Below are 11,149 nucleotides of genomic sequence, written 5' to 3'. Positions count from 1 at the left end.
CCCTCAGCTGACCTGCGAACGGCTCAAATGGACCATCAAGGGTCCCCTCAGTCGCCCAAGCGGGCGACAGCTCCCCCAAGAGAGGAGCAGCCAAGCCCTCGCAGATTTCCATATGCAATTCCCCTCCCCATGAAGGGAAGGGAGAGTAGCGACTAGAACCCCGACGCTATGGCGTCCGGCGCGCTCTTTTCCTTGCGGGCGAAGAGGTTGTTCAGGGCGTTCACATAGGCCTTGGCCGAGGCGGTCAAGGTGTCGGTGTCCGCCGCCTGGCCGGTGGCGATGCGGCCGTCCTCTTCCAGACGCACCGAGACCTGGGCCTGTGCGTCCGTGCCCTCGGTGACCGCGTGCACCTGGAACAGGCGCAGGATCGCCGTGTGCGGCACCACCTCGTGGATGGCGTTGAACACCGCGTCGACAGGACCGTCGCCGGTGGCCGTCGCCGAACGCTCGACCCCGTCGACCGCCACGGTCAGCTGGGCTTCCTGCGGCCCCTCGGTGCCGGCGATGACCCGCAGGGCCTTGACCTGGATGCGGTCGGCGCCCGAGGCCAGGGCGTCGTCGACCAGGGCCACGATGTCGTCGTCGAAGACATGCTTCTTCTTGTCGGCCAGGTCCTTGAAGCGCTGGAACGCCTCGTTCAGGGCGTTCTGGCCCAGCTCATAGCCCAGGGTCCGCAGCTTCTCGCGGAACCCGGCCCGGCCGGCGTGCTTGCCCATGACCAGGTTGGAGCCGCCCTGCCCCACCGTCTCCGGGCTCATGATCTCGTAGGTGCCGCGGTCCTTCAGCATGCCGTCCTGGTGGATGCCGCTCTCATGGGCGAAGGCGTTCTTGCCGACGATCGCCTTGTTGAACTGCACCGGGAAGCCGGTGATCGCCGAGACATAGCGGCTGGCGCGGGTGATGTGCTGCGGCTCGACATTGGTGAAATAGGGCAGCCGGTCGCCGCGCACCTTCAGCGCCATGACCACTTCTTCCAGGGCCGCGTTGCCGGCCCGTTCGCCAATGCCATTGACCGCGACCTCGACCTGACGCGCCCCGCCCTGCACCCCGGCCAGGCTGTTGGCGACGGCCAGGCCCAAGTCGTTGTGGCAGTGGGTGGACAGGATGATGCTGTCGGCGCCCGGCACGTTCTCGATGATGTCTCGGAAGATGTCGGCGTATTCGCTGGGATAGGTGTAGCCGACCGTGTCGGGGATGTTCACCGTGCCGGCCCCGGCCTTGATCGCCGCCTCGACGCAGCGGCGCAGGAAGTCCTGCTCGGTGCGGGTGGCGTCCTGGGCCGACCATTCCACGTCGCCGCACAGGTTGCGGGCGTGGGTGACCGACTTGGTGATCATCTCCAGAATGTCTTCCTGGCTGGCGCGCAGGATGTGGTCGCGGTGGCTGGGGCTGGTCGACAGGAAGGTGTGGATCCGGCCGCGCTTGGCCGGGCGGATCGCCTCGGCGCAGCGCTCGATATCGACCATGCCGGCCCGGGCCAGGCCGCAGATGGTGCTCTCGGTGACGATCTCGGAAATGGCGCGGACGGCCTCGAAGTCGCCGTTCGAGGCGATCGGGAAGCCGGCTTCGATCACGTCGACGCGCATTTCCTCGAGGATCTTGGCCAGTTCCAGCTTCTCCTCCAGGGACATGGAGGCGCCGGGCGACTGCTCGCCGTCACGCATGGTGGTGTCGAAGACGATGACCCGGTCACGCGCGTCGCGCACGGGGGCCTGGGCGGAATCGTTGGCGGATACGGTCATGATCTAGCTCTCTTCGCGGGGTCTTTTAATCGGCTTGGGCTGAAGGGTCATCCCCTGAAGCGCCCGGCCGCGAAGAAGCGCAGCCTACAGAGGCGCCCAGGGGCGGCTAAGCCCCAGCGAGAGAAGAAGCTGGCTGTGCGACGGGTTACGCATGGTGAGATATGTACTGAATCGACGACAGGTGCGCAACAGTCTTGCGCGGGCTGCGGCTTCAGGCCGCCACTTGGGCAAGAACCTTGCTGACCGCCGGTCGCGCGGTCATGCGCGCGAAGTGCGCCATCACCTTCGGATAGGGCGCAGGATCGATCCCGTCCCGCTCCAGCCAGCTGGTGAGGGTGTAGAGATAGGGATCGCAGATCGAATAGGCCTCGCCCATCACCCACGGCCCCTGGACGAGATTCGCTTCGATCAGGGCGAAGCAGTCGGCGACCACCAGCGGCGCCTTGCGCGCCATGTCCTTCAGCGCTTCCGGATCATCGGCCCAACGGTAGCCGCGGTAGCGATGGGCGGCGGCCACGTGAACAGTCGAGCAGAGATAGGTGTTGAAGGCCTGAACCTGGGCCATGGCGAATGCGTCACCGAACGGCGCCAGTTTCGCGGCCGGATGGGTCTGGGCGATGTAGCTCAGGATGGCCGGCGCTTCGGTCAGCACGCCCTGCGCGGTCTCCAGGGCCGGCACCCGCGACTTCGGATTGATCGCCAGATAGTCCGGCTGGCGCTGGGCGTTCCGGGCGAAGTCGACCCACTCCACCTGATAGTCGGCCCCGGCCTCCTCCAGGGCGATGTGACAGGCCAGGCCAATGGTGCCCCTGAAGGAATAGAGCTTGAGCATCAGGTCTCTCCAGAGGGGCTTGCGCCCGTCGCCGCGGCGGCCTCGCGGGACTTCAGCCAGCGCCGCGCGAACCAGCCGATGCCGATCCATAGGGCGGCGACGGCGATCAGGGCGCCGATGTGCTTCAGTCCGCCGCCGCCCCCGCTCATGGCCCCCACGATGGAGGTGCCGGCAAAGGCGGTGAGCGCAATCTTGGGAATGATGCCGAGCGCGGTCCCGGCCGTGAAGTCGACCACCCGCATCGGCGTCACCCCGGCGGCCATGTTGACGACGATGAAGGGGGCGGACGGCACCAGCCGCACGATCAGGCTGGCCAGGAAGCCGTTGCGGCCGACCAGGTCCATGAACCGCTGCATGCTCTCGCCGGACAGAGTCTTCAGCGCGCGGGCCCCGGCGAACCGGCCCAGATAGAAGCCGACCAGGGACGAGACCATGGTGCCGATCCAGCTATAGGCGAAGCCGGTCCAGGTCCCGAACGCCACCACGGCGGCGGCGATCAGCACGAACTGCGGCACCCCGATGAAGGCCAGCAGGGCGAAGGCCGAGACCGCCACCGGCAGGGACCAGGGACCGCTGGCCGCCTTCAGCCAGTCCTGCACCGTGGCCTCGCCGTTGAAGCCCAGCACCTGGGCCCCGAACAGGAAGACCACGCCCACCCCGCCGAACAGCACGAAGGACACCGCCAGCGTTCGCCACGCCTGGGCGTCCATCTCGGTCAGGAAGCTCAGGATCCGCCGCATGCCGCTCCGTTCGCCCGTTCCCGGGCGCGGGTCAAGCCGGCGGAGGGATCGGGGACCTCAGCGCGGCCGGTAGGCGCCGCCGGTGGAGCGCGGGTCGTTACGCACCGAGACCGGGCTCTTCAGGGTCGAGCCGGCGCCGGTCGAGCGCGGATCGTGCAGCCCGCCACGGGGCGCGGGCAGAGGTCGGAGGATCTTGGACATGAAAGTCCTTTCGCGCCCCGGGGCTTCGCGCGGCGCGCGTTGGCCTGGGGGCGTAGGCCTTATAGCACTGTGGCGATCGAAAGACGCCGGAACTTCCCCTTCCCGGCTTTGCCTCGCCGTCCCCTTCGGCTAAACCGCGCCCGTTCCTTCAAACCTGTTCGGGAGTTTCCCCGCCATGTCGCTCGAATCCGCCGCGCTGTCTCGCGTCAAGCCCTCCGCCACCCTGGCGGCGGACGCGAAAGCCCGCGAACTGAAAGCGCAGGGCCGAAACGTGATCTCCCTCGCCGCCGGCGAGCCCGACTTCGATACGCCGGAAAACATCAAGGAAGCCGCCATCAAGGCGATCCGCGATGGCAAAACCAAGTACACCAATGTCGACGGCATTCCGGAACTCAAGGAAGCCATCATCGGCAAGTTCCAGCGTGAGAACGGCCTGACCTACAAGGTGAGCCAGGTGAACGTCTCGCCCGGCGGCAAGCCGGTGATCTGGAACGCCATGATCTCGACCCTGAACCCCGGGGACGAGGTGATCATCCCGACGCCCTACTGGGTCAGCTATTGGGACATCGTGCTGCTGGCCGGCGGCGAGGCCAAGGCTGTCGCCACATCGGCCGAGACCGGCTTCAAGCTGCAGCCCGCCGACCTGGAAGCCGCGATCACGCCCCGGACCAAGTGGGTGTTCCTGAACTCGCCGTCCAACCCCTCGGGCGCCGCCTACACCAAGGCGGAGCTGCGGGCGATCGCCGACGTGCTGCTGCGCCACCCGCATGTCTGGATCCTCACCGACGACATGTACGAGCACCTGGTGTTCGGCGACTTCCAGTTCTGGACCATCGCCCAGGTCGAGCCCCTGCTCTATGACCGCACCCTGACCATGAACGGGGTCTCCAAGGCCTATGCCATGACCGGCTGGCGGATCGGCTACGCGGCCGGGCCGGAGAGCCTGATCAAGTCCATGGCCAAGGTCATGAGCCAGACCACGTCGAACCCCTGCTCGATCTCGCAGTGGGCGGCGGTGGAGGCGCTGAACGGCACCCAGGAATTCATCAAGCCGAACGCGAAGCTGTTCGAGGAACGCCGCGACCTGGTGGTCTCCATGCTGAACCAGGCCAATGGCATCCAGTGCCCGACCCCGGAAGGCGCCTTCTATGTCTATCCGTCGGTCGAGAAGCTGCTGGGCAAGACCAGCCCGTCCGGCAAGGTGATCACCAGCGACCAGGACTTCGCCGTCGAGCTCCTGGAGCAGGAGGGCGTCTCGGTGGTGTTCGGCGCAGCCTTCGGCCTCTCGCCCTTCTTCCGCATCAGCTACGCGACCTCCAACGCCGTGCTGGAAGACGCCTGCGGCCGCATTCAGCGCTTCTGCGCCTCGGTGAAATGATGGACCCCGCCGCCCGGCTCGCCCTGGCGGCGGACATCAACGCCGCCGCCCGGCTGAAGGGCAGCTTCAAGCTGCGCTCCGGCCAGGTCTCGGACGAATATTTCGACAAGTACCGGTTCGAAGCCGATCCGCGCCTGCTGGCCCGGATGGCGGCCGCCATGGCGCCGCTGGTTCCGGCGGGCGCGCAGGTGCTGGCGGGCCTGGAACTCGGTGGCGTGCCGATCGCCACCGCCATGTCGCTGGCCAGCGGAACCCCCGCCGCCTTCGTGCGCAAGAAGGCGAAGGACTACGGGACCTGCCTGGCCGTCGAGGGCGGATCGGTCGCCGGCCTCAAGGTGGTGATGATCGAGGACGTGATCACCACCGGCGGCGCGGTGCGCGACGCGGCCCGCCTGCTCGAAGAGGCCGGCGCCGAGGTGATGGGCGTGGTCTGCGCCATTTGGCGCGGCGAAGGACCGCCGCGCATCGAGGGGCTCGATCTGCCGGTCTGGCCCGCCCTGACGCGCGACGACCTCAACGAGGCTGGAGCCGTTTAGGCCCTGCCTCCGGCCTTAGTGCTTTTCGCGCCAGGCCGCCTTGGCGGCGTCCTTGGTCACATTCAACGAGACCTTGTCGTCCTCGATGCTGTCGACCCAGCTCAACGGGATCAGGTGGTGCTTGAAGCCACCGCCCAGATCGAGCTTGGCGAGCTCGATGTCGCCGCCGGCCACATGGTCGACACGGCCCACATGGCCGCCGTCCGAGCCGATGACTTCCATATGTTCGCGGATGTTTTCAGCTTGCATCATGGTGTGTCTCCTGGATTGAGGATCCGTTCAAAACGCCCTTCCTGTCGAAGAGTTCATGGCGCAGCTGCGGGTGACCGCGTTATTCTGGCCCTGCCGCACCGGAGTTCGTCCATGCCCCGCTTCCGCCTGGCCGCCGCCCTCACGGGCGCCCTGGCCCTGTTTGGCTCTTCCCAGGCCCAGGCCGCCGTGGACGCCAAGCTGGCCCCGGATCAGGTGACGATCACCGACGACGGCCGCACGGTCCTCGTCTATCGCGCCCGAACCCAGGACCCGGCCCAGCCCGGCCGCGCCAACTATGTCCACCCGCTCTACGCGCCGGACGGGACCCTGCTGACCGAGGACCGGGCGACCGATTTTCCGGAACAACGCGGCGTCTTCTGGGCCTGGCGGCAGGTGCGGCTGAACGGCCAGCTGGTCGCCGACGGCTGGGGCATGGGCGGGCTGACCTATGTCGTGAAGGACACCAAGTTCCAGGGCCGGGTCGACGGCTCCGGCACGCTGACGCTCGACACCGACTGGATCGTTTCCACCGGCGGCGAGCTCGTCTATGTGGCCCGCGAAGTCACCGCCATCACGGTCTATCCCCTGGTGAAGGGCGCGCGGCGCATCGCCTTCGACACCACCGTCACGCCGCGCGTCGAGGGTCTGTCGCTCGGGGGCAGCGAGGATTCCAAGGGCTATGGCGGCTTCGCCCTGCGCCTGGCGCGCCCCGACAAGCTGACCTTCGCCGCCCAGGGCCGGGTGATCGCCCCCGCCCAGGATCAGATCGCCGCCGGCCCGGCCATGGGCTTCACCTGGGCCCGCGAGGCCGGCCTGCCCAATTGGGCCGTGGGCCTGGCCTGCAAGGCGCAGGGGGCGCCGATCACCCAGTGGGTCCTGCGCAACACGCACTCGATGCAGAACTGCGCCTTTCCCGGTCGCGCGCCGTTCAACCTGACCCGGGACACGCCGCTGCATCTGGAAGAGACCCTGGTGATCCAGCCCCGGAGCCCGGCGAAATGAGCGAGATCGTCAATCTCAACAAGGCCCGCAAGGCCCGCGCCCAGGTTGAAGCCAAGGCGACGGCCGCGGCCAACCGCGCGAAGTTCGGCCGCACCAAGGGCGAGAAGGCGGTGAGCAAGCTTGAGATGGCCAAGACCGAGCGCACGCTCGACGGGGCCAAGCGCGAGGACTGATCTGGATGGGCTGAGATTGAGGCGGAGGAGGCTCGACTCTCCCCCGCCCCATGGCCGCCGGTCGGAACTGGGTCCGGCGGGTAGAGCCTCAGGCCGCCATCTGCCGCGCCGGTACGGCGCTGTCGCGGGCTTCCGGCGGGATGGCGTTGTACAGGGTGGCGGGGGTGATGTTCAGCCGGCGGCGCGCGGCCTCCAGCGGTTCGTTCAGCAGCGCCTCATAGTCCTCGCCCAGCAGCCAGGCGGCGGCCTTGCCGCGCTTGTAGCCCTGCCAGATGGCCCGGGCGTAGGGATGGACCCCATCACGGACGCGGAGCGCGGCGGCGACGCCGATCAGCGCCCAGCCCAGGCCCTTGGTCTGAGCGTAGGAGAAGGCCACCAGGCAGGCTTCGCCGAGCGCGTCGCGATGATAGCCGGACAGGATGTGCCAGATGTCGTGGACGTCGCGGTTGCGGCGGCCGAACCAGGCATAGGGATGGGCGATCTCGACCTCATTGCCGACCGAGCGGCTGACCTCGGCCAGGCCTTCGGCGGAGAGGTTCTCGCTGCGGATGAAATGGCGATAGGCGGCGCCCACCGTGCCCGGCGCGAAGCTGTCCAGCCAGGCGTCATCCATCAGCCGGGCGGCCAGTTCCTTGCGCTCATAAGCGATGCGGCCACCCTGCACGGTGGTCAGCAGACGGTGATAGCCGTCGGCGACGGATGTGCCGTTCAACGCTCGCATGATCTCGAACACCTGGCCGGTGTCCTCCTTGTCATTGAGCAGCTTGCGGACGGCCTTCAACGCCACGCCCCATTGCAACTTGGGCTTGGGCAGCGGGCGGGTCGCCGGGTTCAGATCGATCACGGTCGCGGTCATGGCCATCCCTATAACTGAACAATGCTTGGATTGAAAGTGACGGATGTGTCATCTTTATTGCAACCGATGAACGTCCCGTCAATTTCCCCCGTTGCGCCCCCGCCCCGTTCGGTCGACTAAGGCCCATGGCTCGATTGAAGAAGCGCTCCATCCTGCTGGCCGGCCACGCCACGTCCCTGGCCCTGGAGCCGGAGTTCTGGGCGGTGCTGGAGGATATGGCGGCGGCGGAACGGCTCAGCCTGGCCGGGCTGATCGCCAGGCTCGACGAAGGTCGCCAGGGCGGTCCCTTGGCCTCGGCCTGTCGGGTGGCGGCTCTGGAATATGTCCGCGCCCGCTGAGCGCCGTGGCCCCGTGACACGGGCGATCTAGGGCGCCAGGGCCTCGGCGTTGGCCGGCGGTCCGCCGCGCACCACAGGGGTCGGCGGATGCAACAGCCGCAACAGCAGGACAAAGGCCACCACGGCCAGGACAGCGCCCATGGCCCAGAGCAGCGGCGGTCCTGGCGGTGGCGGCGGAGGCGGCCCTTCGCGATCATCCAGGCCCATGGTCAGTTCGCCATCCGCAGGACCGGGCCCGGCGCCTGCGGCCCACGCGGCAGGGCCGGCGGCAAAGGCAGGCGGACGGAAATCCCGGAGGGTCCCTGCGCCGGCGCGTCCCGGGCGCCGGACCAGGCGAAATAGCCCCCGGCCGCGGCGGCCAGGGCCAGCAGGGCCATGACGAGCAACAGCCGCGACAGCTGGCCACCCCCCGATCGCACCCGCCGCGACCCCGCGACCATCGCCATCCCCCGCGTCTGACCCGCCCGATGGGCGGGACCTGCGGTCTCTAACGCCGAGGACGATCCTTCAGTTCCCGGTGAACGCGACTGCAGCAGACGGCTCTATGGCTTGGCGGAACGCACCGCGAACGCCTGGGTGCGAATTTCGCGCATCGCATGCTAAATGACGTCCAATGTCCTCGTCTGACTCGTTCGATCCCGCCCCCGCCCCCCGCGTCAGCGATCTCGCCCGCGTGCGCGGTCCTGACTATCTGGAAGGGCTGAACCCCGAGCAGCGGGCCGCCGTCGAGGCGACCGAGGGGCCCGTCCTGGTGCTGGCCGGCGCCGGCACCGGCAAGACCCGGGTGCTGACCACCCGGCTGGCCCACATCCTGGCCACCGGCCGGGCCAAGCCCTGGGAGCTGCTCTCGGTCACCTTCACCAACAAGGCGGCCAAGGAGATGCGGGAACGCATCACCCACATCATCGGCCCCCAGGCGGAGGGCCTGCGCTGGCTGGGCACCTTCCACGCCATCGCCGCCCAGATCCTGCGCCGCCACGCAGAGCTGGTGGGGCTGAAATCCAACTACACGATCCTCGACACCGACGATCAGGAGCGGCTGATCAAGCAGCTGCTGGAAGCCGAGAACGTCGACGCCAAGCGCTGGACGCCCAAGACCCTGGCCGGCCTGATCGACCACTGGAAGAACCGGGGCTGGACGCCGGAGAAGCTGCCGCCGGCCGAAGGCGCGCACTTCGCCAACAACAAGGGCCAGAAGCTGTACCAGGCCTATCAGGACCGGCTGAAGGTGCTGAACGCCTGCGACTTCGGCGACCTTCTGCTGCACAACCTGACCATCTTCCTGGGCCATCCGGACGTGCTGGCCGACTATCACGAGCGCTTCCGCTACATCCTGGTCGACGAGTACCAGGACACCAACATCGCCCAGTACCTGTGGCTGCGACTGCTGGCCCAGAAGCGCCAGAACGTCTGCTGCGTGGGCGATGACGACCAGTCGATCTATGGCTGGCGCGGGGCCGAGGTGGACAACATCCTGCGGTTCGAGCGCGACTTTCCGGGCGCGACCGTGATCCGCCTGGAGCGCAACTATCGCTCCACCAGCCACATCCTGGCCGCCGCCTCAGGCCTCATCGCCGCCAACAAGGGCCGGTTGGGCAAGACCCTGTGGACCCAGCAGAACGGCGGCGAGAAGGTCATCGTGCGCGGCGTCTGGGACGGCGAGGCCGAGAGCCGGCTGATCGCCGACGAGATCGAGCGCGCCAAGCGCGGCGGCGCCGACAAGGAGCCGCGCAAATATCGCGACATGGCGATCCTGGTTCGCGCCTCCTTCCAGATGCGGGCGTTTGAAGAGCGCTTCGTGCTGCTCTCGATCCCCTACACGGTGGTCGGCGGCCCGCGCTTCTTCGAGCGGGCGGAAATCCGCGACGCCCACGCTTACCTGCGGCTGATCCAGTCGCCCGACGACGACCTGGCTTTCGAGCGGATCGTCAACCAGCCCAAGCGCGGGATCGGCGACACCACGGTCCAGAAGCTGTTGCAGATCGCCCGGCTGGGCGGGGTCACCGCCTTCGTCGCCGCCCGGCAGATCGTCCAGACCGATGAACTGCCGGCCCGCACGCGCACGGCTCTGGCCAATTTCCTGCGCGACATCGACCGCTGGCGAGCCCAGACCGAGGTCCTGCCCCTGCCGCGCCTGATGGAGCAGGTGCTGGAGGAGAGCGGCTATACGGACATGCTGCGGCTGGACAAGACGCCCACCGCCCAGACCCGGCTGGAGAACCTCAAGGAACTGGTCCAGTCGGTGGGATCGTTCGAGAACCTGCAGGCCTATCTGGAGCACGTCTCCCTGGTCATGGACATGGATCGCGGGCCCCAGGCCGACGCCGTCCAGATCATGACCCTGCACTCGGCCAAGGGGCTGGAGTTCCCGCTGGTCTTCCTGCCCGGCTGGGAGGAAGGCGTCTTCCCCTCCCAGCGCAGCGTCGACGAGAAGGGTGAGAAGGGCCTCGAGGAAGAGCGCCGCCTGGCCTATGTCGGCATCACCCGGGCCCGGGAAGAGGCGCGGATTTCCTTCGCCGCCAACCGCCTGGTCTATGGCCGCTGGACCAGCCAGCTGCCCTCCCGCTTCGTCGACGAACTGCCCCTGGCCAATGTCGAGGCGAGCTCGGAGACCGGTTATTACGGCGGCGGCCCCGGCATGCAGCAGCATGGCAGCCGCTGGGACGAGACCCCGGCCTTCGGCGCCGGCTATTCCTCCCCCGGCTGGAAGCGCGCCCAGGAGCGCAACTACAAGGGCGGCCACCTGGGTCGCCAGCAGGTGATCGAGGGCGAAGGCCGCCTGGTCGCTGTCTCGGAGACCTCCGCCGCCAGCGACTTCAAGCGCGGCGACCGGGTCTTCCACCAGAAGTTCGGCTATGGCGAGGTCAAGGCCGTCGAGGGCAACAAGCTGACGGTCATTTTCGAAAAGGCCGGCGAGAAGAAGGTCATCGACAGCTTCGTGGAGAAGGGGTGAGCCCTTCCCTCGGCTCCCCACCCTCCCTAAGGTTCCGCCAAACCTCAGGGACGCAAGGAAACCCCCATGCCGCAGATCACCGCCAACGGCCTGACCTTCGAATATGACGCTCACGGGCCGGAGGACGGCGAGGTCCTGCTGCTGAT

At 67.9% G+C, this 11,149-nt stretch carries 14 protein-coding genes; 6 read left to right on the top strand and 8 right to left on the bottom strand.

Annotated elements, in window-relative coordinates; genetic code table 11:
• Window positions 1-152 precede the first annotated feature (152 nt).
• From Q7P21_RS15720 to Q7P21_RS15705, 4 genes are all read right to left on the bottom strand, one after another.
• The gene (locus tag Q7P21_RS15720) at window positions 153-1,742 is read right to left on the bottom strand and encodes a 2-isopropylmalate synthase (RefSeq protein ID WP_304177814.1); all 1,590 of its coding nucleotides are present in this window, start codon (window positions 1,740-1,742) and stop codon (window positions 153-155) included.
• Window positions 1,743-1,953: 211 nt separating this feature from the next.
• Window positions 1,954-2,574, bottom strand: a complete 621-nt coding sequence (locus tag Q7P21_RS15715) for a glutathione S-transferase family protein (protein WP_304177813.1) — start codon at window positions 2,572-2,574, stop codon at window positions 1,954-1,956.
• Window positions 2,574-3,314: a TVP38/TMEM64 family protein gene (locus Q7P21_RS15710; RefSeq protein WP_304170893.1), complete on the bottom strand. Its 741-nt coding sequence runs from the start codon at window positions 3,312-3,314 to the stop codon at window positions 2,574-2,576. The genes Q7P21_RS15715 and Q7P21_RS15710 overlap by 1 nt, the downstream gene beginning before the upstream one ends.
• A gap of 57 nt (window positions 3,315-3,371) precedes the next feature.
• On the bottom strand, window positions 3,372-3,515 hold the full coding sequence (locus tag Q7P21_RS15705; RefSeq protein ID WP_304170895.1) for a hypothetical protein: 144 nt from the start codon (window positions 3,513-3,515) through the stop codon (window positions 3,372-3,374).
• Between the two features lie 175 nt (window positions 3,516-3,690).
• Here Q7P21_RS15705 and Q7P21_RS15700 point away from each other — a divergent pair, with 175 nt between their 5' ends.
• A complete protein-coding gene (locus tag Q7P21_RS15700) occupies window positions 3,691-4,893 on the top strand; it encodes a pyridoxal phosphate-dependent aminotransferase (RefSeq protein ID WP_304177811.1) in 1,203 nt (400 codons plus the stop codon).
• Window positions 4,893-5,429, top strand: coding sequence for an orotate phosphoribosyltransferase (gene pyrE, locus Q7P21_RS15695; RefSeq protein ID WP_304170899.1), 537 nt, complete (start codon window positions 4,893-4,895; stop codon window positions 5,427-5,429). Before Q7P21_RS15700 ends, pyrE begins: the two co-directional genes overlap by 1 nt.
• Window positions 5,430-5,444: 15 nt before the next feature.
• On the opposite strand, the gene Q7P21_RS15690 is transcribed toward pyrE, so the two are convergent.
• Window positions 5,445-5,681 (bottom strand): DUF2171 domain-containing protein, encoded by a 237-nt coding sequence (locus tag Q7P21_RS15690; RefSeq protein WP_304170901.1) that lies wholly within the window; start codon window positions 5,679-5,681, stop codon window positions 5,445-5,447.
• A gap of 111 nt (window positions 5,682-5,792) precedes the next feature.
• Here Q7P21_RS15690 and Q7P21_RS15685 point away from each other — a divergent pair, with 111 nt between their 5' ends.
• Complete coding sequence (locus Q7P21_RS15685) at window positions 5,793-6,683, top strand: DUF6807 family protein (RefSeq protein ID WP_304177809.1); 891 nt, start codon at window positions 5,793-5,795, stop codon at window positions 6,681-6,683.
• Window positions 6,680-6,856: a DUF4169 family protein gene (locus tag Q7P21_RS15680; RefSeq protein ID WP_304170906.1), complete on the top strand. Its 177-nt coding sequence runs from the start codon at window positions 6,680-6,682 to the stop codon at window positions 6,854-6,856. Before Q7P21_RS15685 ends, Q7P21_RS15680 begins: the two co-directional genes overlap by 4 nt.
• Window positions 6,857-6,944: 88 nt before the next feature.
• Here Q7P21_RS15680 and Q7P21_RS15675 read toward each other — a convergent pair whose 3' ends face one another.
• Window positions 6,945-7,712 (bottom strand): Coq4 family protein, encoded by a 768-nt coding sequence (locus tag Q7P21_RS15675; protein ID WP_304170911.1) that lies wholly within the window; start codon window positions 7,710-7,712, stop codon window positions 6,945-6,947.
• A gap of 125 nt (window positions 7,713-7,837) precedes the next feature.
• Here Q7P21_RS15675 and Q7P21_RS15670 point away from each other — a divergent pair, with 125 nt between their 5' ends.
• Window positions 7,838-8,050, top strand: coding sequence for a ribbon-helix-helix domain-containing protein (locus Q7P21_RS15670; protein ID WP_304177808.1), 213 nt, complete (start codon window positions 7,838-7,840; stop codon window positions 8,048-8,050).
• 27 nt (window positions 8,051-8,077) lie between these two features.
• Here Q7P21_RS15670 and Q7P21_RS15665 read toward each other — a convergent pair whose 3' ends face one another.
• Together Q7P21_RS15665 and Q7P21_RS15660 are read right to left on the bottom strand one after the other, a co-directional pair.
• The gene (locus tag Q7P21_RS15665) at window positions 8,078-8,257 is read right to left on the bottom strand and encodes a hypothetical protein (protein ID WP_304170920.1); all 180 of its coding nucleotides are present in this window, start codon (window positions 8,255-8,257) and stop codon (window positions 8,078-8,080) included.
• A gap of 2 nt (window positions 8,258-8,259) precedes the next feature.
• Window positions 8,260-8,496 carry a hypothetical protein gene (locus Q7P21_RS15660; RefSeq protein ID WP_304177807.1) on the bottom strand — a complete coding sequence of 79 codons (237 nt, stop codon included), beginning with the start codon at window positions 8,494-8,496 and terminating at the stop codon, window positions 8,260-8,262.
• 167 nt (window positions 8,497-8,663) lie between these two features.
• On the opposite strand from Q7P21_RS15660, the gene Q7P21_RS15655 reads away from it, so the two are divergent.
• A complete protein-coding gene (locus tag Q7P21_RS15655) occupies window positions 8,664-11,003 on the top strand; it encodes an ATP-dependent helicase (protein ID WP_304177805.1) in 2,340 nt (779 codons plus the stop codon).
• The last annotated feature ends 146 nt before the right edge of the window (window positions 11,004-11,149 follow it).

The organism is Phenylobacterium aquaticum (genome assembly GCF_947378715.1).
Lineage (GTDB): Bacteria > Pseudomonadota > Alphaproteobacteria > Caulobacterales > Caulobacteraceae > Phenylobacterium > Phenylobacterium aquaticum_A.
Note: the sequence above shows the minus strand (reverse complement) of the source record. Positions and strands in the feature narration are given on the sequence as shown.